At 71.0% G+C, this 22,166-nt stretch carries 20 protein-coding genes; 7 read left to right on the top strand and 13 right to left on the bottom strand.

Features of this window, described 5'->3' with window-relative positions:
* Positions 1-118: 118 nt before the first annotated feature.
* The gene (locus IL992_RS35310) at positions 119-2,608 is read right to left on the bottom strand and encodes a DEAD/DEAH box helicase (protein ID WP_193207766.1); all 2,490 of its coding nucleotides are present in this window, start codon (positions 2,606-2,608) and stop codon (positions 119-121) included.
* A gap of 138 nt (positions 2,609-2,746) precedes the next feature.
* Between IL992_RS35310 and IL992_RS35315 the strand changes: the two genes are divergently transcribed.
* Positions 2,747-3,895 (top strand): sensor histidine kinase, encoded by a 1,149-nt coding sequence (locus IL992_RS35315; RefSeq protein WP_193207660.1) that lies wholly within the window; start codon positions 2,747-2,749, stop codon positions 3,893-3,895.
* 9 nt (positions 3,896-3,904) lie between these two features.
* Here the strand turns inward: IL992_RS35315 and IL992_RS35320 are convergent, their stop codons facing one another.
* From IL992_RS35320 to IL992_RS35330, 3 genes are all read right to left on the bottom strand, one after another.
* Positions 3,905-4,585, bottom strand: a complete 681-nt coding sequence (locus IL992_RS35320; protein ID WP_319019030.1) for a rhomboid family intramembrane serine protease — start codon at positions 4,583-4,585, stop codon at positions 3,905-3,907.
* Between the two features lie 106 nt (positions 4,586-4,691).
* Entirely contained in the window at positions 4,692-5,636 is a 945-nt protein-coding gene (locus tag IL992_RS35325; protein ID WP_193207661.1) for an NAD(P)/FAD-dependent oxidoreductase, read from the bottom strand.
* 38 nt (positions 5,637-5,674) lie between these two features.
* Complete coding sequence (locus IL992_RS35330) at positions 5,675-6,505, bottom strand: class I SAM-dependent methyltransferase (protein WP_193207662.1); 831 nt, start codon at positions 6,503-6,505, stop codon at positions 5,675-5,677.
* Positions 6,506-6,552: 47 nt separating this feature from the next.
* Between IL992_RS35330 and IL992_RS35335 the strand changes: the two genes are divergently transcribed.
* Positions 6,553-7,155, top strand: a complete 603-nt coding sequence (locus IL992_RS35335) for a helix-turn-helix domain-containing protein (RefSeq protein ID WP_193207663.1) — start codon at positions 6,553-6,555, stop codon at positions 7,153-7,155.
* A gap of 38 nt (positions 7,156-7,193) precedes the next feature.
* Here the strand turns inward: IL992_RS35335 and IL992_RS35340 are convergent, their stop codons facing one another.
* Together IL992_RS35340 and IL992_RS35345 are read right to left on the bottom strand one after the other, a co-directional pair.
* The gene (locus tag IL992_RS35340; protein ID WP_193207664.1) at positions 7,194-7,595 is read right to left on the bottom strand and encodes a nitroreductase family deazaflavin-dependent oxidoreductase; all 402 of its coding nucleotides are present in this window, start codon (positions 7,593-7,595) and stop codon (positions 7,194-7,196) included.
* Positions 7,596-7,623: 28 nt separating this feature from the next.
* Positions 7,624-8,184, bottom strand: coding sequence for a TetR/AcrR family transcriptional regulator (locus IL992_RS35345; protein ID WP_193207665.1), 561 nt, complete (start codon positions 8,182-8,184; stop codon positions 7,624-7,626).
* A 105-nt stretch (positions 8,185-8,289) separates the two neighbouring features.
* Between IL992_RS35345 and IL992_RS35350 the strand changes: the two genes are divergently transcribed.
* Positions 8,290-9,888 carry an MDR family MFS transporter gene (locus IL992_RS35350; protein ID WP_193207666.1) on the top strand — a complete coding sequence of 533 codons (1,599 nt, stop codon included), beginning with the start codon at positions 8,290-8,292 and terminating at the stop codon, positions 9,886-9,888.
* 69 nt (positions 9,889-9,957) lie between these two features.
* Here IL992_RS35350 and gndA read toward each other — a convergent pair whose 3' ends face one another.
* Together gndA and IL992_RS35360 are read right to left on the bottom strand one after the other, a co-directional pair.
* A complete protein-coding gene (gndA, locus tag IL992_RS35355) occupies positions 9,958-11,379 on the bottom strand; it encodes an NADP-dependent phosphogluconate dehydrogenase (RefSeq protein WP_193207667.1) in 1,422 nt (473 codons plus the stop codon).
* An 82-nt stretch (positions 11,380-11,461) separates the two neighbouring features.
* Entirely contained in the window at positions 11,462-12,697 is a 1,236-nt protein-coding gene (locus IL992_RS35360) for a TIGR03118 family protein (protein ID WP_193207668.1), read from the bottom strand.
* A 289-nt stretch (positions 12,698-12,986) separates the two neighbouring features.
* On the opposite strand from IL992_RS35360, the gene IL992_RS35365 reads away from it, so the two are divergent.
* Positions 12,987-13,862, top strand: coding sequence for a hypothetical protein (locus tag IL992_RS35365; protein WP_193207669.1), 876 nt, complete (start codon positions 12,987-12,989; stop codon positions 13,860-13,862).
* Between the two features lie 38 nt (positions 13,863-13,900).
* On the opposite strand, the gene IL992_RS35370 is transcribed toward IL992_RS35365, so the two are convergent.
* From IL992_RS35370 to IL992_RS35380, 3 genes are all read right to left on the bottom strand, one after another.
* Complete coding sequence (locus tag IL992_RS35370) at positions 13,901-14,944, bottom strand: sulfotransferase family protein (protein ID WP_193207670.1); 1,044 nt, start codon at positions 14,942-14,944, stop codon at positions 13,901-13,903.
* Positions 14,945-15,134: 190 nt separating this feature from the next.
* On the bottom strand, positions 15,135-15,653 hold the full coding sequence (locus IL992_RS35375; RefSeq protein ID WP_226874349.1) for an ATP-binding protein: 519 nt from the start codon (positions 15,651-15,653) through the stop codon (positions 15,135-15,137).
* 219 nt (positions 15,654-15,872) lie between these two features.
* Positions 15,873-16,403: a dihydrofolate reductase family protein gene (locus IL992_RS35380; RefSeq protein WP_193207671.1), complete on the bottom strand. Its 531-nt coding sequence runs from the start codon at positions 16,401-16,403 to the stop codon at positions 15,873-15,875.
* 140 nt (positions 16,404-16,543) lie between these two features.
* Here IL992_RS35380 and IL992_RS35385 point away from each other — a divergent pair, with 140 nt between their 5' ends.
* A complete protein-coding gene (locus IL992_RS35385) occupies positions 16,544-17,515 on the top strand; it encodes an ArsR/SmtB family transcription factor (RefSeq protein ID WP_193207672.1) in 972 nt (323 codons plus the stop codon).
* A gap of 55 nt (positions 17,516-17,570) precedes the next feature.
* Positions 17,571-18,770, top strand: a complete 1,200-nt coding sequence (locus tag IL992_RS35390; protein ID WP_193207673.1) for an MFS transporter — start codon at positions 17,571-17,573, stop codon at positions 18,768-18,770.
* 144 nt (positions 18,771-18,914) lie between these two features.
* Here IL992_RS35390 and IL992_RS35395 read toward each other — a convergent pair whose 3' ends face one another.
* Together IL992_RS35395 and IL992_RS35400 are read right to left on the bottom strand one after the other, a co-directional pair.
* Positions 18,915-20,006: a sensor histidine kinase gene (locus tag IL992_RS35395; protein WP_319019031.1), complete on the bottom strand. Its 1,092-nt coding sequence runs from the start codon at positions 20,004-20,006 to the stop codon at positions 18,915-18,917.
* Positions 20,007-20,026: 20 nt separating this feature from the next.
* The gene (locus IL992_RS35400; protein WP_193207675.1) at positions 20,027-20,692 is read right to left on the bottom strand and encodes a response regulator transcription factor; all 666 of its coding nucleotides are present in this window, start codon (positions 20,690-20,692) and stop codon (positions 20,027-20,029) included.
* A gap of 302 nt (positions 20,693-20,994) precedes the next feature.
* Here IL992_RS35400 and IL992_RS35405 point away from each other — a divergent pair, with 302 nt between their 5' ends.
* Complete coding sequence (locus IL992_RS35405) at positions 20,995-21,999, top strand: hypothetical protein (RefSeq protein ID WP_193207676.1); 1,005 nt, start codon at positions 20,995-20,997, stop codon at positions 21,997-21,999.
* The last annotated feature ends 167 nt before the right edge of the window (positions 22,000-22,166 follow it).

Here is a 22,166-nt window from a genome sequence, read left to right on the forward strand (position 1 = left end):
GGCTTTCTGGTCGGTGCTGCGGTTTGGTCGCTACACACCGAGCCACGAAAGCCCTCACCCATGCAACCTCAAGGTCGCTTTTCTCCACCGACGTCACCAACGTCCGTGGTCAGTACACCTAGAGGCGGGTGAGGCCGGTGACGTGGAGGATGGCGTGGCCCTCCTCGTCGGAGGCGGCCAGGTCCACCTCGGCGCCGATGCCCCAGTCGTGGTTGCCGGCCGGGTCGTCGATGATCTGACGCACCCGCCACAGCTCCTTCTCCTCCTCGATGAGCAGGAGGGCGGGACCGCGGGCGGCCGGGCCGGTGAGGATCTCGTCGTGCTCCTCGTAGTAGGCGTCCAGGCCCGCGCCCCAGTCGACGTCCGGGTAGAGCTCGACCAGTTCCTCCTCCCGGTCCAGCGCGGCGAGTTCCACCATCCGGAACATCGCGTTGCGGACCAGCACCCGGAAGGCGCGCGCGTTCGCGGTGACCGGGCGGGTCCTGGTCTCCAGTTCCTCCCCGGCCGCCAGCGCCTCGGCGGGGTTGGCCAGTTTCTCCCACTCGTCGATCAGGCTGGAGTCGACCTGGCGCACCAGCTCGCCGAGCCATTCGATGAGGTCCACGAGGTCGTCGGTCTTCAGATGCTCGGGCACCGTCTTCGACAGCGTCCGGTAGGCGTCGGCCAGGTAGCGCAGCACCGTGCCCTCCGACCGGGCCAGCTCGTAGAACTGGATGTACTCGGTGAAGGTCATGGCCCGCTCGTACATGTCGCGCACGATCGACTTGGGGCTGACGACGTGGTCGCCGACCCACGGGTGGCCGCGCCGGTAGGTCTCGTACGCGCCGAAGAGCAGATCGGCCAGCGGCATCGGGTGGGTGATCTCGGCGAGGCGCTCCATCCGCTCCTCGTACTCGATGCCGTCGGCCTTCATCTGGGCGACCGCCTCGGCCCTGGCCTTGTTGAGCTGGGCGTGCAGGATCTGCCGGGGGTCGTCCAGCGTCGACTCGACGATCGAGACCAGGTCCAGCGCGTACGTCGGGGACTCGCGGTCGAGCAGCTCGAAGGACGCCAGCGCGAACGTGGCCAGCGCCTGGTTGAGCGCGAAGTCCTCCTGCAGGTCCACGGTGAGCCGGGCCATCCGGCCGTGCTCGTCGGGCTCGGCGAGCTTCTCCACGATGCCGCCCGCCAGCAGCGAGCGGTAGATCGCGATGGCGTGGCTGATGTGGCGGCGCTGCGCCTTGCGGTCCTCGTGGTTGTCGGTGAGCAGCCGCTTCATCGCCTGGAAGCAGTCGCCGGGCCGGTTGATGATGGACAGCAGCATGGCATTGCTGACCTTGAACCGGGAGGTCAGCGGCTCGGGCTCGGCTGTCTGGAGCTTCTCGAACGTCTCCTCGCTCCAGCCGACGAACCCCTCCGGGGGCTTCTTGCGCGCGTAGCCGCGGCGCCGCTTGGGGTCGTCGCCGATCTTCGCCAGCGCCCGCTCGTTCTCGATCACGTGGTCGGGCGCCTGGCAGACGACGTATCCGACCGTGTCGAAACCGGCCCGGCCGGCCCGCCCGGCGATCTGGTGGAACTCCCGCGCGCGCAGCCGCCGCACCTTGGTGCCGTCGAACTTCGACAGCGCGGTGAACAGCACGGTGCGGATCGGGACGTTGACCCCCACACCGAGCGTGTCGGTGCCGCAGATGACCTTCAGCAGGCCCGCCTGGGCCAGCCGCTCCACCAGGCGGCGGTACTTCGGCAGCATGCCCGCGTGGTGCACGCCGATGCCGTGCCGTACGAGCCGGGACAGGGCCCGGCCGAAGCGGGTGGTGAAGCGGAAGTTGCCGATGAGGGTGGCGATGGCCTCCTTCTCGGCCTTGGTGCACATGTTGATGCTCATGAGCGCCTGGGCGCGCTCCATCGCCGCTGCCTGCGTGAAGTGCACGACGTACACCGGGGCCTGCTGGGTGGACAGCAGCTCCTCCAGCGTCTCGTGCAGGGGAGTGGTCCGATAGGAGTAGATCAGCGGCACCGGGCGCTCGGCGTGCTTGACCACACTGGTCGGGCGGCCGGTGCGCCGGGTGAGGTCGGTCTGGAACCGCTCGACGTCGCCGAGCGTGGCCGACATCAGCACGAACTGCGCCTGCGGCAGCTCCAGCAGCGGCACCTGCCAGGCCCAGCCGCGGTCGGGCTCGGCGTAGAAGTGGAACTCATCCATGATCACGGTGCCGACGTCGGCGTCCGCGCCGTCGCGCAGCGCGATCTGGGCGAGGATCTCGGCGGTGCAGCAGATGACGGGCGCGTCGGCGTTCACGGTGGCGTCGCCGGTCATCATGCCGACGTTCTCGGTGCCGAACAGCGCGCACAGGTCGAAGAACTTCTCCGACACCAGCGCCTTGATCGGCGCGGTGTAGAAGCTGATCTCGTCCCGGGCCAGCGCCGCGAAGTGCGCCCCGGCGGCGATCAGGCTCTTGCCCGAGCCCGTGGGCGTGGACACGATCACGTTGTTGCCGGAGACGACCTCGATCAGCGCCTCCTCCTGCGCGGGGTAGAGCGTGAGCCCCCGATCGGCGTTCCACGACACGAACGCGTCGAACAGCGCGTCGGGTTCCGAGCCGGACGGAAGACGGCGGAGGAGGCTCATGCTTTCGCTCACGCCTCTTATCCTGCCCAAGACGCAAGACTGTTTCGACCGGCCCGACGTACGGCAAGGTGTGGCACAGCTACGTCAAAGGGGTGTGGCGCTGCACGAATCCGCAGGTCAAACCCACAAACTAGCGGTATGGGGGAGAAGTGGGCCGGGCTCGCCGCGCGCCGGGAGGCGGCGGTCGACGTGCTGCTCGCCGTCGCCGTCCTCGCCTTCGCGGTGCCGGCGGTGGTGTTCGGCCGCTCCTTCCCGGCCCTGCCGTTCCTCGCCGTGCCGTGGTGGGCGCAGATCGCCACGGCGGGCGCGGCGGCCGTGTCCATGCTGGCGCGGCGCAGTGTGGCCTGGCCGATGATCATGGCGACCGTCGCCTGCGCCCTGCTCGCGGGCCAGACCATGCCGCTGATGCTGGCGGCGTACTCGATGACGGCGCAGAACACGGTGCGCCGATGGCCGTGGGTGACCACCGTCCTCGCGGGGATCTACGCGCTGGCCGACTACACGAGCCCCTACATGGACCGGCTGCCCGTCGTCGTGACGGTGCGGGCGGTCACGCTGATCTTCCTGCCCGCGCTGGTGGGCACCTGGGTGTGGCGCTACCGCGGGATGATCCGGGATCTGCGGGCGGGCGTGCGGGCGAGGGAGGAGCGCGCCGCCGCCCAGGAACGCCGCCGCATCGCCGGTGAGCTGCACGACACGGTCACGCACGCGGTGACCGTGATGGTCCTGAACGCCGGCCTCATCCAGGACGCCGACGAGCTCGACGAGATCCGCAAGCTGGCCAGGAACATCGAGGACAAGGGCGTACGGGCGCTGACCGAGCTGCGCGAGCTGCTCACGGCGCTGCGGCGCAGGGACCTGCCGCCCTCGGCGGAGAGCGTCGAGGGGATACCGCGCCTGGTCGAGGAGAGCAGGGCCACCGGCCTGCGCGTCGCCCTGCACTACGACGTGCCGGAGGAGACGCTGTCGCGGCAGGCCGGCCACGCCTGCTACCGCGTCGTCCAGGAGGGCCTCAACAACGTTCGCAAACACGCGCCCGGGGCCGACGTGCAGGTGGTCTGCGAGGCCCACGGCGGCGTGCTGAACGTGTCGGTGGTCAACAGCGGCAAGAGCCGGGCCGTGCCGGTCCGGGTGCCCGCCGACGCGGGAGGCGGCTACGGGCTGCCCGGCCTGCGCGAGCGCGTCGCCCTGGTGGGCGGGCGGCTCACGTACGGCCCGACCGCCGAGGGCGGGTTCGCGCTCACCGCCACCATCCCTTTCCACCCGCCCGACCAGGGCGAGACCTGACCGTACGCGTCAGAGACCGAGGTCCTCGATCTCCTTGAGCAGGGCGGATCGGGAGTCGCCGGGCGCGGTCCCGCCGGAGGCATTCCGCCCGGCGTCCTTCCCAGCGTCCGTGCCGCCGCGGTCGCGGAACAGGTAGCCGCCGAGGATGCCGCCCGCGAAGCCGAAGACGTGGGCCTGCCAGCCGATGCCCTCGGCCGGTAGCAGGCCGGCGAACTGGTAGGCGAAGCACAGGCCCATGACCAGGCCGATGACGATGTCGATCAGGTGCCGGTCGAAGGCTCCGCGCACGAGCACGTACCCGAAGTAGCCGAACACCAGCCCGCTCGCGCCCGCACCGACCGTGGAGGAGTCGGCGGTGAACCACGAGCCGAGCCCACTGGCGACGGCGATCAGCCCGGTCACGCCGAGGAAGCGCCGTACGCCCCGGTAGGCCGCGAGGAACCCGAAGATGAACAGCGGCCCGGAGTTGCCCTCGATGTGCGCCCAGCTCCAGTGGAGAAGCGGCGCGGAGACGATCCCGGGCAGCCGCTCGACGTCCCATGGCCTGATGCCGAAGCTGTAGCTGAGCGAGTAACCAGAGGCCCAGTTGGCCACCTGCACGACCCAGATCAGCGCCAGGAAGCCGACCATGACCCAGAAGGCCTTACGGGCCTCGGCGAGCATGATTTCGGCGGTACGGCCGTCGCTCACGGAACCTCCCCCGTCACTGACTGATCATGCGGGAAAGATACCGCCGACGGCCGCACGAGTCACTTGCCGGCGGTGCCAGGAGCCCGGCACTTCCCGGGCCGGGGGATCAGCGTGCGGCCCGCGCCTCGACGGCGGCGGCGGCGTCCTCGGCCACGAGGTCCGCGTTGACGGCGGTGGCCGCCATGACCCCGGCTCCCGTCGCCGCCGCGACCATCGCCGAGAGGTCGCTGGAGTTCCCCGCGGCCCACACGCCGGGAATCTCCGTGCGTCCCGTCGGGTCGGTGGCGATGAAGGCTCCGGCAGGGTGCTCGGTGAGGGTGCCGCCGAGCTGCTCGTACAGGTCCGATCGTGCGACGAACCGGGGCGCCACCGTCACCACGTCCACGCCGAACTCGCGCGTGTCGTCGAGGACGACGGCCCGCAGGACGCCGTCGTCGACGCGCAGCCGGGCGACGGCGCCGTTCACGACCCGGATGTCCAGGGCGGCCAGCCGGGCCCGCGCGTCGCCGTCCGGGGCGGGCATCCGGTGGGCGAAAAGCGTGACGTCCTCGCTGAGCTGCCGGAACAGCAGGGCCTGGTGCACGTTGAGCAGGCTCGTGCCGAGCACCCCGATGCGCTGCCCGCGGACTTCCCAGCCGTGGCAGTACGGGCAGTGCAGCACGCTCTTTCCCCACAGCTCCCGGACTCCGGGGATGTCGGGAAGCTCGTCGACCAGCCCGGTCGCGAGCAGCAGGCGCCGGGCCCGCACCGTCCCGCCGCCCGCGAGATCCACCTCGAACCCGCCGTCGTGACGACGCGCGGCGACGGCGCGGTCGTGGCGGATCCGCGCCCCGTAGTGCTCCGCCTCCCGCCGCCCGGCGGCGAGGAGTTCGAGCGGCGGGATCCCGTCCCGCGCGAGGACGTTGTGCGCGCCGTCGGCGGGCGCGTTGCGCGGCTCGCCGGCGTCCACGACGAGCACCGGCCGCAGGGAGCGTGCCAGCGCGACGGCCGCGCTCAGGCCCGCCGCGCCGCCGCCGACGATCGCGACGTCGTACGTCATATCCGTGGTCATCGGGCTGACTCCTTCGTCATGTTCCGCTGAAATCGGGTTCAGGGGCGGCGGGCCGCCCACACGGTCCGGCTGCCGCGCACCGTGAGGTCGCGGCGGTTGAGGAGGACGCCGGGGTGGTCGCCGGCCAGCAGGTGATCGAGAGCGCCGAGGTCGTCGTCGGCGAGGTGGCCGTCGAAGGCGGAGCGGAAGCGGCTGAGCATGGCGTGCGCGTAGCGCCAGGCGTCCGGCGGCGCCGGGCTCGCCTCGACGGTGAAGGTGCGCTGGTCCGCCATCTCGAAACCGGCCCGCTCCAGGTGGGGCCGCCAGTCGGGGTGCGCGTTCCAGCCCGCCCGCGCCGCCGCCTCGTGGCAGCGCGCCTCCAGACCGGGACAGCCCACGCCGATGTCGTCGGGCAGGAAACGCGGCAGCGCGTCCATCTCGACGACCGCGAGCAGGCCGCCGGGGGTGAGCGCCGCGTGGATGTCGCGCAGCACCCGGTCGGGGTCGGTGACGTGGTGCAGTGAGGAGGCCGCCCACACGACGTCGACCGCGCCGACCGGGGGCCAGCCGGCGTCCAGGTCGGCCTGTACGGCACGCAGCCGGTCGTCCAGGCCCTGCGCGTGCGCCGTGGCACGGAGGCGGTCGAGCATCACCGGCGACTGGTCGATCGCGACGATCTCGGCCGTCGTGAAGCGCCGTGCCAGCGCCATGGTGCCGGTGCCGGTGCCGGCGCCCACGTCGGCGATCGTCCGGGGCGTCTCGGGGGCGTGCCGCCGGACCCAGCCGGTCAGCTCGTCCAGGTGGGAGCCGAACACCCGCGCGTCCAGGTCGAGGATGTCCGCCTGTCCCGGCTCGTCGTGGTGGGGGTGATGGTGGTGAGCGTGAGTCATGGCATCACGCTAGGCGCTCCATGCGCCTGCGACATACACTCTTGCCTATGGAGCAAGAAGTCGATCTGGATCGCGTGGTCCGGCAGCGCATCCGCGGTCTGCGGCTGGCGCGGGGCTGGTCCCTGGACACCCTCGCGGCCCGCTGCCACATCAGCCCATCGAATCTGAGCCGCATCGAGACCGGGCACCGCAGGATCGCCCTCGACCAGCTGGTGCCGATCGCCCGGGCGCTCGACACCACGCTCGACGCGCTCGTCGAGTCCGCCGACGACGCGGACGTGGTGATCAGGCCGGAGCCCTCTCACGCGCCCGGCATGACCACCTGGCTCCTGTCGCGCGAACGCTCCCTCCACGGCGTGACCGTGGCGAAGCTGCGCATCACTCCCGACCGGCCGACCGGCGCCGAGCGCCTGAAGGTGCACCCCGGCCGTGAGTGGTTCACCGTGCTGTCCGGCACCGCCCGACTCCAGCTGGGCGAGCGCACCATTCTGGTGCGGGCGGGGGACGCCGCCGAGTTCTCGACCATGACCCCGCACATCATCGACGCCCACGAGGGGCCGGTGGAGATCCTCAGCATCTTCGACCACGACGGGGAGCGCGTTCACCTGCACGCCGTGGACGACGGGAACCGGGCGCCGGCCGGTGACTGACGGCCGGTGCCCGGCATCCCGGCAGGGCGCGTGGCGCCCTACACGCGCTCGATGACGACGATCGGGATCTCCCGGTCGGTCTTGGTGGCGTACTCGTCGTACGCGGGCCAGGTGGCGGCCATCGTCCGCCACATGTCCGGTCGTTCCTCGGAGGTCGCCGTACGGGCGCGCGCCCTGAACCTGTCCCCCTTGATCTGGAACTCCACCTCAGGCTCGGCCTGGAGGTTGAGGTACCACAGCGGGTGCTCGTCGGCCCCGCCCTTGGAGGCGACCACCAGGTAGGCGTCGTCGTACGGCTGGTAGATCAGCGGGGTGCTGCGGGGCTGCCCCGACTTGCGGCCTTTCGTGGTGAGGATGGCCACCGTGGTGCCCTGCCAGTCGTGGCCTTCCTCGCCGTCGGTCTCGATGTAGCGCTTGACGTGTTCCTGTCCGAAAAGCATGGTCGATCACCTTCCCATCAGAGGGGGATCAACCGTCTGAGCCGTCGGCCAATTCCAGGGCGACCTGCAGTCCCGCCGCGGCCCGCTCCTCCTCGGTCGCCGACTCGTCTCGGATGAAGAACCAGGCCGCGTGCATCGCGAACAGCGCCATCGAGCGCCTGAGCCTGACCGGGAGCGGGTCGTCCGGCTCGCACAGCGTCTGCATCAGCTCGCCCATGCGCTCGCGCATCAGGTCGACCTTGGCATGGCCCTGCAGCGCCGTCTTGTTGCGGTCCATGAACTGCATGACCTCGTGGTGGCGTCCGCTGGTCATCTGGGCGGAGTAGCGGCGGATGACCTCCCGGCGCGTCTCCGGGGTGCGGGGGTGCCCGTTCGCCCACGCGATCAGCTCGTCCAGTGCCTTGACGCGGTCTTCGATCAGGCTGGCGACGATGTCCTCCTTGGTGCGGAAGTGGTAGTAGAGTGCCGCCTTGGTCACGCCGAGGGCCTCGGCTATCTCCCGGAGCGACGTCGCCTCGTATCCCTGCTCGGTGAAGAGCCTGATCGCGACCTCCTGGATGCGGCTGCGTGTGTCGGTATGAGCACCCATTCGCTGCTGTCCCCAAATAACTTGACGGCCGGCAAGTAAGGACAATACCGTGCCTCGGGCACTAGCCTGTCGGCAAGTAAGTAATTTTCTTCAAAGGGGGCACCCATGACCACGGAGACCGCGGCCGCGCCCGGCCGGTCCCGGGAAGTGATGATCGTCTTACCCGGCCTCATGCTGGCGATGATGCTGGCGATGCTGGACAACATGATCGTCGGCACGGCGATGCCGAGGATCGTCGGGGAGCTTCAGGGCCTGGACTACTTCACCTGGGTCACCACCGCGTACGTGCTGGGCACCACGGTCTCGACGCCGATCTGGGGCAAGCTCGGCGACCTCTACGGCCGTAAGAACATCTTCCTCAGCTCGATCGCCATCTTCCTGATCGGCTCCGCGCTGTGCGGCATGGCCGGCTCGTCGTTGTTCGGCGGCACCGGCGACGGCATGATCGAGCTGATCGCCTTCCGCGCGCTGCAGGGGCTCGGCGCCGGCGGCCTCATCGTCGGGGTGATGTCGATCATCGGGGACCTGGTCCCGCCCCGTGAGCGTGGTCAGTACCAGGGCATCATGGCGGCGATCATGTCGCTCGCCATGATCGCGGGGCCTCTCGTCGGCGGTTTCATCACCGACAACCTGAACTGGCGCTGGGCCTTCTACGTGAACCTCCCGCTCGGCGGCGTGGCGCTGATCTGGCTGATCCTCAAGCTGCACCTGCCCAGACACCGCACCGAGCACCGCATCGACTGGCTCGGTGCGGCCATCCTCACCGTGGCGATCACGGCGATTGTGCTGATCACGTCGTGGGGCGGTCAGAAGCACGGTTATCCGTGGGGCTCCTGGCAGATCCTGGGGCTGGCCGCCCTGGCGGTCGTCGCGCTGGCCGTGTTCATCCCCGTCGAGCGGCGGGCGGCCGAGCCGATCCTGCCGCTGCACGTGTTCGCCAACCGCAACTTCACGCTGATCAACGTGCTCGGCTTCCTGCTCGGCTTCGCGATGTTCGGCGCGATCACCTTCCTGCCGATGTTCCAGCAGATCGTGCAGGGCGCCACGGCCACCAACTCCGGGCTGCTCCTGCTCCCGATGATGGCCTCGTCCATGGTCGTGTCGCTGTTCGTCGGCAAGGCGATCACGCAGACCGGCAGGTACAAGAGCTTCCCGGTGATCGGTGGCGTGATCATGGCCATCGGCGTGTGGCTGCTGTCGACGCAGGACGTCCACACCCCGTCCTGGCGGACCGGCGTCTACATCGCCGTCCTCGGCCTCGGCATGGGCTTCCTGATGCAGACGACCATGCTGATCGCCCAGAACAGCGTCGAGCAGAAGGACATCGGCGTGGCCAGCAGCGCCTCGACGTTCTTCCGCTCCATCGGCGGGTCGTTCGGCATCTCGCTGTTCGGCGCCATCTTCAACAACCGGCTCGCCGACGAGATCACCGCCAAGTTCGGCGCGAAGGCCTCCGCACTGGCGGGCTCCGGCGGCGGCCAGATCGACCCGAAGATGCTCGAGCAGATGGCGCCGCCGGTCAAGGCGGGGTTCCTGGAGGCGCTCGCCAACGCGATCGGGTCGGTCTTCCTGTGGTCGGTCCTGTTCGCCGCGCTGGTTCCGGTGATCGCCGCCTTCATCAAGCACGTCCCGCTGCGCAGCGGCGCTCCCGGCGCCGCCGGCGGCGAGAAGGCGGAGCCGATGGCGGCCGCCGCCTTCGAGTGACCTGATACAAGCGCCGGTACGGCGCACGCCCCCGCGCGGGCGTGCGCCGTACCGCGTTTTCCGGGGTGGTCAGGCGGGCCGCTCGGCCCGGTCTCCCGACCAGTCGGTGTGGAAGGAGCCCTCCCGGTCGACCCTCCGGTAGGTGTGGGCGCCGAAGAAGTCACGCAGCCCCTGCAGCAGCGCCGCCGGGAGCCGGTCGCGGCGCAGCCCGTCGTAGTAGGCGAGCGCCGAGGAGAAGCCCGGCGTGGGCACCCCGATCGTCGCCGCCGTCGCCACGACCCGCCGCCAGGACTCCTGGGCCTCCTCCAGCGCCTGGGCGAACGTCGGGTCCACCAGCAGCGTCGGCAGGTTCGGGTCCGCGTCGTACGCCGCCCTGATCCGGTCGAGGAAGCGCGCCCTGATGATGCAGCCGCCGCGCCAGATCGTGGCCATCTCGCCCAGGTTCAGATCCCAGCCGTACTCCGCGCTCGCGGCGGCCATCTGGTCGAACCCCTGGGCGTACGCGACGATCTTGGAGGCGTACAGCGCCCGCCGCACGTCCTCGACGAGGCCGGAGTCACCGGCCGTGCCGGAGGGGCCGGTGAGCGATCGGGCGGCGGTCCGCTGCTCGGGGTGCCCCGACAGCGCCCGGGCGAACACGGCCTCGGCGATGCCGGTGACCGGGACGCCGAGGTCGAGGGCGCTCTGCACGGTCCAGCGGCCGGTGCCCTTCTGCTCGGCCTGGTCCTGCACGACGTCCACGAACGGCTTGCCCGTGGCGGCGTCGGTGTGGCCCAGCACCTCGGCGGTGATCTCGATGAGGTACGACTCCAGGTCGCCCCGGTTCCACTCGCGGAAGACGTCGGACAGTTCCTTCGGGTTCAGCCCGAGGGCCTGCCGGAGCAGGTCGTACGACTCCGCGATGAGCTGCATGTCGGCGTACTCGATGCCGTTGTGCACCATCTTGACGAAGTGGCCGGCGCCGTCGGGGCCCACGTGCACGCAGCACGGCACCCCGTCGACCTTCGCCGCGATGTCCTCGAGCAGGGGGCCGAGCGTCTCGTACGCCTCGGCGTCGCCGCCGGGCATGATGCTCGGGCCGTTGAGCGCGCCCTCCTCGCCGCCCGAGATACCGGTGCCGACGAAGTGGATGCCCCGCTCGCGCAGCGCGGCCTCCCGGCGGCGGGTGTCCATGTAGTGGGCGTTGCCGCCGTCGATGATCATGTCGCCCGGCTCCATGACGGCGGCGAGCTCCTCGATCACGGCGTCGGTGGGCGCCCCGGCCTTGACCATGATGATCGCCTTGCGGGGCCGTTCGAGGGAGGCCACGAACTCCTCGATCGTGCCCGCGGGCAGGAACGCGCCCTCGTCGCGGTGCTCCTCCATGAACCGGGTCGTACGGCTCTCCGTGCGGTTGTGCACCGCGACCACGTGACCGTGGTGGGCGAAGTTCCGGGCGAGGTTGCGACCCATGGTCGCCAGGCCCGTCACTCCGATGTCTGCCTTGTCCATGTCTAAATTCATACCGCTCCCTGGTGTGGGCGACCGGCCTCGGGTGGGCGTGTCCCGCGGCCGGTCGCGGTGAGCAGCGCTTTCAATAGCCGTAGCCGCCGGTCGGGTGGGAGTGCGACGGCGCCGGCCTGACCGAGAGCGAGGGCGTGGGCGTCGGAGCGGGCGAGGCCGCGCCCGCGGCCGTGGCCGGGCGGATCAGGCCGAGCAGGCCGTGCTGCGCCTTGGAGATGCCGGCGGAGAACCACACCGCGTCGGCGCCGCCGTTGCCGGCCGTGCCGGGTTCGAGGTCCCACAGCCCCTCGACGGCGATCGCCCTGCCGTCCGCGCCGCGCAGCGGGCCGAGGTAGCGGCCGGTCCTCGGGTTGTACGCGTTGATCCATCCGTCGCCGACGTTGCCGACCAGCAGTGCCCCGGCGTACGCGCCGAACCCGCCGGGGGCGAGCGTCATCGCCCACGGCGCGTTCAGCGGGCCGCGAGAGGCGAGGCGCCGCACGAAGCGGCCGCTCGCGGTGAACCGGCTGACGAACCCGTTGCCCCGGCCTGCCACCGGTTTGCCGGTCTCGGGGTCCCGCCTGGCGTACGCGACGAGGACCGAGGTTCCCACGATCTCGATGTTGAAGGGGGAGTAGTGCACGGGCAGGAACGGGTCGCGGAACTGGCGGCGCGACAGCCGCACCCGCCGGAAGTCGTCGTCGAAGACGTGGACGGAGCCGTGGGAGAAGGACGGTGCGAGCAGGAACGTGCCCCGGTCGGTGTTCATCAGCGCCAGGCCCTTGTAGTCGGCGCCGCGGGTGAACGCGGCGATGACCGCGTTGCGCGGATCGGCCTTGGCGCTCCAGGCGGTGATGGCGCCGCTCGGGCTGGAGAAGATGAACGAGGCGGGCGCGGTGCCGGCCTTTCCCTTGATCGTGAAGGCGTCGCCCGTGTACGCCACCTGGCCGGTCGGGGTGCCGCCGGGGATCGCCACAGTGGTGGGGGCCTTCCTGGCCGTCCCCGCGCCTCCGGTGTAGACGGTCGCCGTGCCCGTTCCCGCGTTGGACACCCAGAGGGTGGCGCCCATCGCGAGGCCCCAGGGGTTGACCAGTTCGGGGTCGGTGAGGGCCGCCCTGCCCGCCACGTCGGAGACCAGGTCGACCTCGGCGAACCTGGCGGGCGTGCGCGCCGTGTTCGCGGACCGGTTCGCGGCCGGGTCGACCTGGTGGCCGGAGCCCGGCCCGGAGCGGGAGGCGTGGGGGGACGAAGCGGGGTGGGCCGGTGCCGCGCCGACGAGCGCCAGCGCGAGCGGCGCGGCGCAGAGCGTGACGATACGTGCCCGCATGGGGCCTCCTGAGAGTGGTCAGAACTGTGTCGGCATGCCCTTACGCCCGGAGATACGCCGCCGTCCCGTTCCGGGTTCACCCGACTTTTCCGCAGGTAGGGGGCGCGCGCAGTAGGAGGTCTGCCCTATCCTGACAAAACCCGCAAAGCAAGCGGGTTTTGTATAGACATGGCCGTCCGATGGCGAGGACACTTGGCCTCCCGCCGGGCCGCTGGTAAGTCACTACAGCCAAGAAGGGCCGGCGCGAGCCGGCCCCGCCCACCGTCGTCGCTCACTACGGAGAAGAGACGTGTTCGCACCGAAGCCGGAACGGTCAGTCGTCGCGGTTCCTCCGCCCGGAGACGGGCCCGGATTCTGGGCGGGCGCGCCCAGCGCCGTGAGCCGGGACGGATGGATCTACCTGGCCTACCGGCTGCGCCGGCCGCTCGGCGACGGGCGCGGGTACGCCGTGGAGATCGCCCGCTCGGCCGACGGCGAGCGATTCGAGAAGATCCTCACGATCACCAAAGAGGAGATGAAGACCGAGTCGCTGGAGCGCCCGACGCTCGTGGTGACGCCGGAGGGCAGGTGGCGCCTGTACCTGAGCTGCGCCACGTACGGCACCAAGCACTGGCGGGTCGAGATGATCGAGGCCGCCGGGCCGGCGGAGTTCGACCCCGCCGACGCGCGGGTTGTGCTGCCCGGCGACCTCAAGACCGGCGTCAAGGACCCCGTGATCCTCCATCACGGCGGTGTGTGGCACCTGTGGGCGTCCTGCCACCCCCTGGAGGACCCCGACCAGGCCGACCAGATGGTGACCGACTACGCCACCAGCGCCGACGGCGTCGAGTGGACCTGGCAGGGGACCGCGCTCGACCGGCGGCCGGGCGAGTGGGACTCGCGCGGCGTGCGGGTGAGCGCGGTCACGTTCAGCGGCGGGACCGTCATCGCGTACTACGACGGCCGCGCGTCGGCGGAGGAGAACTACGAGGAGCGCACGGGCGTGGCCATCGGCCCCGACCCGTCCACGCTCACCGCCACCGGAACCGCCCCCGTCGCCCAGTCGGAGCACGGCGGGGGAGGACTGCGCTACCTGTCGATCGTGCCCGTGGCCGGGGGCCACCGCCTGTACTACGAGCTGACCCGCGCCGACGGGGGCCACGAGCTGCGCACCGAGCTGCGCTGATCCGGCGCGGTTTCCGCGGGTGGAAGCTCGGGTGCGGTTCACGCCCCGACGGGATCGCCTCCCGGCGGGCCGTCCGCGCCGGGCGGCCGGGCGGGGTCGGAGGCGCTCCTGAGGCGGCCGTTGCGGGCCTGCCGCTGGCCGGACGGCCGCGCGCCGACCAGGCCGCCCGACCGCTCCCGCGGGCGCAGCCAGTCGCCGAAGTCCTCGCCGAAGGAGTCGCGGCCGAGCAGGTCGCGCAGCAGCGCGATGTCGGCGGCGAAGTAGGCAAGCAGTTCCTGGCGCTGCTCCCAGGTGAGCGGCCGCCGGGGCTGCCCGTTGCGCTGTAGCACCCGCTCCAGAGGCGCGGTGAGCCGCTGGCCCAGCAGCGGATCGCCGAGCCGGGCGAGCCGGGCCAGGATCCGGTGCCTGCGGCTGTGCCGTGGGTGGGCCGTGACGTTCTCCCTGGGCACCTCGCCGATCAGCCCCTGCTCCACCCCGAGGAACGCGCAGATCCGGTCGAGCGTGGCGGCGGGGCGGTCGACCAGGTCGCGGTAGCGGAAAACCAGCACGTGCTCGCGGGGGAACAGCGTGAACAGGTGCTCGAGCTGCTCGCCGTACCGGCCGAGGCCGACGTAGTGCCAGAACGGCGACCAGCCGTCGGCGATCCGCCGCTTCTCCGCCGCGCACGCCTCGATGACGTCGCCGATCGGCTCCAGGCCGGCCGACCACAGGTGGGTCCAGTTCGAATGGGCGCGCTCCACGGGGTCGCGCAGCGAGACGATGAGTCTCGCGTTCGGGATCGCCTCGCGGATCCTCCGCTGGGCCGCGCGGTCGTACAGGTAGAAGGGGGTGGACTCGCCGCGCAGCGCCCCCGGCGGCGCGCCCGCGAACAGCGCCTCATAGTCGGCGCGCCGCCACACGTGCTCGCGGTAGGTCTCCGCGTCCCCCGGCCCGCCCTTCGCCGGAGGCGGGCCGTCGGTGAGGAAGAACTTCGGCTCCTTCACGGGGGACATGAACAGCCGGGGATGGCGGGCCAGTGCCGCGTGCAGGGCCGTGGTGCCGGCCTTCGGCACCCCGATGACCAGGAAGTCGGGCAGGGCCATGGGAGTCCTCCTACTTTCCCGATTTATTAAGTTGGTTTTGCCCCTTTCCTTGCCTAAAAAATCACCCGACGTGGGTGTAGTACCACCGAAACGGGTGCCGATGCCGTATAGAGGCCCCTAATTGGGCGCACGGCTCCCCGGCTGGCGCGTGCGGCGGTGCCGCCCGTGACGGGGAAGCGGAAGGACCGGGTCAGCCGGAGGTCGCGCCGCGCGTCGCCACCGCCGGTCGCACCCAGGCGGATGGCCGAGGGCGGGCGAGCGCGGCGGAGCGCCGGTCGCCGTCGGACCAGACCTCGAACCACACCTCGTTGCGGCCTCCCTCGCGGACCAGCCCCCACCGGTCGGCCAGCAGGTCCAGCAGCGGCAGGCCGCGACCGCCCTGGCTCGACCCGCTGGGGAGCGGATGACCGGCGCACGGCGGCCCGGCCGAGCCGTCGTCCTCCACGCAGACCCGCACGCGGTCGGGCAGGCACGAGACGGTGACGGTGAAGGTGCCGCCGTCCCCTGAGCGGGAGTGGACGACCGCGTTCGTCGCGATCTCGCTGGTCAGCAGCACGCAGTCGTCGTGCCGGGGATGGCCGCGCCCGAGCGCGGCCGACACGAGCCTGCGCGCCCGCCCCACCTGGTCCCGCCCACCCGCGAGCCGGGCCACGCGGTTCCCCGCGCCGTCCCCCGAGATCTCCATGAGCTCCTCCCAACGCGTGACCATGTGGCCGCCGCAGGAGAGGACGTCCGCCTCCGCGCCCGCGATGTCACGGGAAAGTAGGAGTCTGCTTGCCCCGCTATGCCGGAAAAGCGACCCCGCCACCCTCGTTCCCCGGGTGGCGACCGGAAGCCGGCCGCAACCACAGGGAGGCCCCGCACAGGGGACAGGCGATCCAATGACGGCCTCTGGGGTCGTGGTGGTGGTGGTGCCCTGGATGATGTCTCAGCGGCTGTAGTCCAGGAACAACGTGCCGTTCTTGCCTCGTTCGACATCGAGCAGCTTCCACGACTGAACGTCGTCGCCCTCGAACACTCGCCTGCCGTGGCCGACCACGGCCGGCGCGACGACCAGTCGTAGTTCGTCGACGAGCCCGGCCTGCAGCAGTGAGCGGGCCAGTTCGATGCTGCCGTGGATGCCGATGTCGCCGCCGGATTCCTGCTTCAGGGCGGTCACGTAGTCGTGCGCGGGGGTGGTGACCAGGGTGGAGTTCGCCCATTCCTGCGTGGGCGCGCTGGAGGTGACGACGTGCTTGCGGGTGCCGTTGATGAAGTCGGCGAACGGCTGGAAGTCCGACTTGGGCCAGTGCCCGGCCCAGTAGTCGTAGGTCCCGCGTCCCAGCAGGACGTCGTCCTGGGTGGCGATGACCCGGCTGAGGTAGGCGACCAGCTGGGGGCCGTCGTCGGCGAGCCAGTCGCCGTCTTCGTAGGCGACGCCGTCGAGCGACATCAGGTGGTAGAGCACGACCTTGCGCATGGTGTTCTCCTAGTGGCGGGTCGAGTGGCGCATCGAGAGCTCCTGCGGTGGGGCGCGTCGTTGCGGGCTCCATGCTGTGGCCTGATCGCGGGCCCCTGCGATACATTCGGCCGCGGCCGAATCCGAGGAGTCCTGGCGGCATGCTCACCGTGGCGTTCTCCGCCTACGACCTGACCTCGATCAGGTTCGCGTACTCCCCGCTCAGGGAGGTCTCCACCGGCGTCCACGCGCTGCGTACTCCCGCCGGGCGCGTCCTGCATCTGCCGTGGTTCAAGCAGGTCCGCTTCCAACTCGGCGGTGATCTGGCCCCCCTGCTCGACCTCGTCCCCGGCGGCCCGTACATCCCGGACTTCCTGTGCCCCGTCCCCACCAGCCCGACCCCGGACCTGGCCGGCGAACTGGCGGTCCTGCGCGCTACCCCCCACGAGATCATTCGCACGGACCTCGGCCGCATGGCCGACGAGACCCCGGGCTCGCTGACCGGCTGCGCCCTGGAGCTGTACCGGGATCCCGCCTCGGGCCTCGACCGGCTGGTGCGCGCCATCGAGGCCTACTGGCGGCTCGCCATGGCACCGCACTGGGCGCGCATGCGCAACCTGCTCGAAGGCGACCTGCTCTACCGCGCCCGGCAGTTCGCCGAACGCGGCCCTGCCGGGGTGTTCGCGGACATGCACCCGGCCATCCGCTGGGAAGATCGCACCCTCTACCTGGAGGAGCGTCCGGAGGAACTGTCCCGGACGCTGAACGGCGAGGGCCTGCTGCTGGCCCCGTCCGTCTTCGTCTGGCCCGAACTGCTCTACCGCACCGACTCTCCCGGCCAGGCGGCCATCACCTATCCGGTGCGTGCCATCGCCACCCTGTGGGAACGCGGCACCGCGCCCGCCCCCGACGCGCTGGCCGCCGTCATCGGCCGCTCCCGCGCACTGCTGCTCGGTGAGCTCGACGCCCCCGCCTCCACCACGGACCTGTCCCGCCGCACCGGCCTGGCCCCCGCGAGCGTCTCGGAACAGCTCACCCTGCTGCTGTCGGCCGGTCTGGTGACCAAGCACCGTGTCGGCCGGGGCATGCTCTACGTCCGCACGCCCCGCGCCCAGGCCCTGCTGGGCGATTGATTCGGCGCAGGCCGAATGTGTCGCCGGGCGGCGTGCGTCACCACACCATGCACTCATGACGATCACGGCTCCCGCCCGCCCCACCGTGTTCCAGGGGCTCCCCAAGGTGTTCTGGCTGCTGTTCTCCGGTCAGCTGGTCAACAGGTTCGGCGGCGTCGTGCTGCCGTTCCTGGTGTTCTTCCTGACCGGCCGAGGCTACGCGGCCGCCCAGATCGCCGCCGTCGTCTCCGCGTACGGGCTGGGTAGTCTGGGCGGGCAGCCGCTGGGCGGCTACCTGGCCGACCGGTTCGGCCGCCGCGCCACCCTGATCGGCGGCCTGCTCGCCACCGCGGCCTGCGTGATCCTCGTCGCGGCGGCCGGCAACCTGCCCTGGCTGATGACCGCGGCCCTGGCCATGGGGCTGGCCGGCGACGTCTACAGGCCCGCCGCCTCGGCGCTGGTCGCCGAGACCACTCCGCCGCGCCTGCGGCCGAAGGCATTCGGGCTCATGCACTGGGCGGTCAACGTGGGCACCGCCGCCGCGGGCGCCGTCGCCGGACTCCTGCTCGCCCACGGCTTCTGGCTCCTGGTCGTTCTGGACGTGACCACCAGCCTCGCCTTCGCCGTGATCGTGGCCGTCGGCGTCCCCCGCGGCCATGACACCGCGAGCGCCGATTCCACCCGCGACGGCTACGCGCTCGCGGCACGCGATCACATGCTGATGGCAGCGCTCGTCTTCCTGCTGATCGGCCTGATCCTCTACGCCCAGGCCGCCTACGCGCTGCCCTTGGCGCTGGCCGCCGACGGGCTCCCGGCCACCCTGTACGGGCTGCTCGTCACAGTCAACGGCGCCATCGTGGTGATCTTCCAGCCGCTGCTCGTCTCATGGTTGTCGCGTCTGCCCAGGCTGCCGGTCCTCGGCCTGTCCATGACCGTGGTGGGTCTCGGCCTGGCCCTGACCGGCGTGGCCAGCCGGCCCTGGCACTACGTGGCCACAGTGGTGCTGTGGTCGATGGGCGAGATCGGCATGGCGGGCTTCGAGGCGGCGCTGATCGCCGACCTCACACCCGAGGGAGCCCACGGCACCTACCAGGCCCTGTACGGCTGGACCACCTCCATCGCCCGCTTCGCCGGCCCGGCCGTCGGCGCCGTGCTGTTCCAGTCAGGGATGTTGTGGTGGGCCTGCGCCGCGACGGGCATCCTGTGCGCGGTGTTCGCCTTCGCCCTGATGCCGGCCGTCGCGCGCCGCGTACAGGCCGTAGCGTCGCCGGCGTGAGATCCCGGCCCATACTCGGATCCCGCACTTCCGTGGCGCAGGCCCGGTGGGGGGCAGCGGGCCCGGCTTGAGCGACTGTTCGACGCCCTGCGCAGCGGTGTCGGTCTCCGGCCGTGAGGGGCGGGAGGCGTTGGTCGGATGGAATCAGTCGAACAGTATCGCCACGTCCAGGCCGCCCCCGGGGCGTGGGTGGGCCGTCAGCTTCGCGCCGTGTGCTTCGGCGACGGCCTGCACGATGACCAGGCCCAGTCCGTGGCCGTCGGCGGTGTGGGTTCGTTGGGTACCGAGTCGCTGGAACGGCTGGAAAAGCCGTCGTAGATCCTGCGATCGGATGGTTGGGCCGGTGTTGCCGACCGATAGGCGGGCGCGACCATTCGTGAGTTCGGTGGCGATGGTGACGTGTCCGTCGGGAACGTTGTGATGGAGCGCGTTGTCGACCAGGTTGCCGATCATGCTGGCGATCAGGTCGGGGTCACCGCTGATCGGTGTCGGGTCCAGCGATGCCTGAACCGTGATGGTTCGCCGGGTGGCCTCCGCACGGCGTGACAGCATCACCCCCTTGGTGACATCGGCCAGGTCGACCACTTCCCGGTGATCGAGGCCCTTCTGTCCTTCCGCCAGCGTGAGCAGGGCGCCGATCAGACGTTCCTGCCGCTCGCCGAGACCGAGTGCTTCCTCGCACGCGGCTCGCAGGCTGGCCTCGCTCGCGTCGGGGTCGGCGAGCGCGACCTGGAGTACGGCGCGCTGACCGGCCAGCGGGGTGCGCAGCTCATGCGAGGCGTTGGCTACGAAGTGGCGCTGCGCCGCGAACGAGGAGTCCAGCCGCTCGAACAGGTCGTCGAGGGTGCGCCCCAGCTTGGTCAGCTCGTCGTCCGGGCCGCGCAGACCGAGTCGCCGGTTGAGGTTGGTGGCTGAGATCTCCTGGGCGGTCACGGTCATGGCGCGCAGCGGGCGGAGAATGCGCCCGGCCAGCCACCACGCGATCGGCACGGTGAGGACCACGATGATGATCGCGCTGATCACGAGCGCGGCATCGACCTGCTGGGGGGCGGTGTCGGGCGGAGGGGCGCTGTCCCCGGCCCGGAGGCGGATCCGGTCCCTCCCGAAGAGGAAGCCGGCGAACAGCAGCATCGGGACGACGACGGCCAGAACCAGGCCGGCGTACAGCGTCGTGAGCTGCGCGCGCAGGGACGGCCGGCGTGGGTGGTGCCGGGCGCGGCCGGTACGGCCGGTCACCGTCGGGTCCGATGCGGGATTCATCGCGAGACTCCGATCCGGTAGCCGCCCTCACGGATGGTTTCGATCACCGGCGGTTCGCCGAGTTTGGCCCGCAACCGGCGCACCGTCGTCTTGACGACCGTGGTGAACGGGTCAGCGGCCTCGTCCCAGACCCGTTCCAGCAACTCCTCCGCGGACACAACCCGGTCGCCGGCAGCGAGCAGGCATTCCAGCAGGGCGAACTCCTTCGGGGTGAGCTCCAAGCGCCGTCCGCCACGAAAGGCCACCCGCCGGCTCGGGTCCAGGGTCAGATCTTCCGCCTGGAGGATCGGGGGAACGGCGGGCGCCGAGCGGCGCCCCAGCGCGCGTACGCGAGCCACGAGCTCGGCGAAGTCGAACGGTTTGGGCAGGTAGTCGTCGGCGCCCAAACCCAGGCCCTCGACTCTGTCTCGCACGGTGCCTGCGGCGGTGAGCATCAGCACCCGCGACCCGGTGCCGCCGGCGGCGATGTGCCGGCACACGTCGTCGCCGGGTGTGCCGGGCAGGTCGCGGTCCAGCACCACCACGTCGTATCGGGTGTCGGCCAGATGGGCCAGAGCGTCGTCGCCGTCGAGAACGACGTCCACCGCCATGCCCTCGCGGCGCAACCCGGTCCCGATCGTCCTGGCCAGGACCTCGAAGTCTTCGACGACCAGAACTCGCACGACCGTCCTCCTTCTCGTTGGTGGTGCCGCGTTCGGCAGGCGCGCCCGCACTGCTCACGATGCCAGGGATCCGGTGTCGGCCGGGTGTCAGCCGTTGACACCCGGCCGGCACCGGCCGTGCCGTACAACCATCCCGGCAAGGCGTCCGTGAGAGGCACGACCCGTGAGCAGGGTGTCCGTCACACGAGCGAGATTCCCTTCGGAAAGGACCAGACGTGAGAGATCCACGGTTGACGCGGCGTAGGTTCCTCGCCGTCACCGGTGCCGGTACGGCAGCCGGCGGACTGCTGACGACCAGCTCGGTGGGCAGCGGCGGCGGACTGCTGACGACCGGATCGGCGGGCAGGGCCGACGCGGCCACACGGGACCTCACCCAGGCGGTGCTCGCGGCCTTCGAGCGCCACCGGCTCGTCGCGATCGGTGAGACACACGGCCAGCAGGAACACGGTGACGCGCAGCAGATGCTGCTTGCGGATCCGCGGTTGCCGCAGGTGGTCGACGACATCGTCGTCGAGTTCGGCAACGCGCTGTACCAGCCGATCGTCGACCGGTTCGTCGCCGGTGCGGCTGTCGACGACCGAGTGTTGCGGCAGGTCTGGCGGAACACCACGCAGTCGCCCGGGGCCACCGGCGACCAGCCGATCCGTGAACAGTTCTTCCGGACGGTCCGCGCCGTCAACTGGGCGCTGCCTGCGGAGCGGAGGATCCGGGTGCTGCTCGGGGATCCGCCGATCGACTGGTCCCACATCACCACCCAAGACCAGGTGGATGTCTTTCTCGCCCAACGTGACGCCCACATGGCGTCAGTGGTGAAACGGGAAGTGCTCGCCAAGAAACGCCGGGCACTGATCTGCTACGGCAGCGGACACGTGATGCACTCGCCGGAGCCAGGACAGAACGCCGACCACGGAGTCCCGCTGATCGAGGAACAGACCGGCCGGCACGTCTACGTGATCGTGGCCGGTAGCCATCCCCGCTTGGCGACCTGTCCACGGCGCACCGTGATCCCGTGCTCAGGCACCTGGCTGGAATACACCGACGCGGGACAGTTCATGGACGCGCCGCGGCTGTGCGGCGTCCCCTTGGGAAAGCTGGTCGACGCCGTGCTGTACCTGGGGCAACCGACGGACCTGACACAGTCGCAGTGGAACCCCGCGATCTTCCTCGACCCGGTGTACTGGGCGGAACTCCAGAGGCGCAACGCGATCAACGGGAACCTCGTCGACCTGGAACAGTACCGGCGGCAGCAGCCGATCACTGTGCCCGCGCCACCTCCCGCGGGCTGCGCCGCCGGCCGCGGTGACTGACGGCGAAAGCGCGGATTCACCCCAGGGCGTCGCCGCATCCGCAAGGTCACCGGTGACCAGATCCTGGTCCGCGCCGGCCGCACCATGGTCCCCACCCCCCGCGCGCCGGTCCGGCCACAAGCAGCAGAAGACACGGGGGTTGAGCGTGGGAAAGCGACAGGGCGGCG

Origin of the sequence: Microbispora sitophila, from assembly GCF_014892245.1 — a bacterium.
GTDB classification, from domain to species: Bacteria; Actinomycetota; Actinomycetes; order Streptosporangiales; family Streptosporangiaceae; genus Microbispora; species Microbispora siamensis.

Excerpts from the sequence above, each read along its gene's own strand:
- IL992_RS35310 (WP_193207766.1), bottom strand. The coding sequence starts at position 2,608 with ATGAGCCTCCTCCGCCGTCTTCCGTCCGGCTCGGAACCCGACGCGCTG.
- IL992_RS35315 (WP_193207660.1), top strand. The coding sequence starts at position 2,747 with ATGGGGGAGAAGTGGGCCGGGCTCGCCGCGCGCCGGGAGGCGGCGGTC.
- IL992_RS35325 (WP_193207661.1), bottom strand. The coding sequence starts at position 5,636 with ATGACCACGGATATGACGTACGACGTCGCGATCGTCGGCGGCGGCGCG.
- IL992_RS35330 (WP_193207662.1), bottom strand. The coding sequence starts at position 6,505 with ATGACTCACGCTCACCACCATCACCCCCACCACGACGAGCCGGGACAG.
- IL992_RS35335 (WP_193207663.1), top strand. The coding sequence starts at position 6,553 with ATGGAGCAAGAAGTCGATCTGGATCGCGTGGTCCGGCAGCGCATCCGC.
- IL992_RS35340 (WP_193207664.1), bottom strand. The coding sequence starts at position 7,595 with ATGCTTTTCGGACAGGAACACGTCAAGCGCTACATCGAGACCGACGGC.
- IL992_RS35345 (WP_193207665.1), bottom strand. The coding sequence starts at position 8,184 with ATGGGTGCTCATACCGACACACGCAGCCGCATCCAGGAGGTCGCGATC.
- IL992_RS35350 (WP_193207666.1), top strand. The coding sequence starts at position 8,290 with ATGACCACGGAGACCGCGGCCGCGCCCGGCCGGTCCCGGGAAGTGATG.
- gndA (WP_193207667.1), bottom strand. The coding sequence starts at position 11,379 with ATGGACAAGGCAGACATCGGAGTGACGGGCCTGGCGACCATGGGTCGC.
- IL992_RS35360 (WP_193207668.1), bottom strand. The coding sequence starts at position 12,697 with ATGCGGGCACGTATCGTCACGCTCTGCGCCGCGCCGCTCGCGCTGGCG.
- IL992_RS35370 (WP_193207670.1), bottom strand. The coding sequence starts at position 14,944 with ATGGCCCTGCCCGACTTCCTGGTCATCGGGGTGCCGAAGGCCGGCACC.
- IL992_RS35375 (WP_226874349.1), bottom strand. The coding sequence starts at position 15,653 with ATGGTCACGCGTTGGGAGGAGCTCATGGAGATCTCGGGGGACGGCGCG.
- IL992_RS35380 (WP_193207671.1), bottom strand. The coding sequence starts at position 16,403 with ATGCGCAAGGTCGTGCTCTACCACCTGATGTCGCTCGACGGCGTCGCC.
- IL992_RS35385 (WP_193207672.1), top strand. The coding sequence starts at position 16,544 with ATGCTCACCGTGGCGTTCTCCGCCTACGACCTGACCTCGATCAGGTTC.
- IL992_RS35390 (WP_193207673.1), top strand. The coding sequence starts at position 17,571 with ATGACGATCACGGCTCCCGCCCGCCCCACCGTGTTCCAGGGGCTCCCC.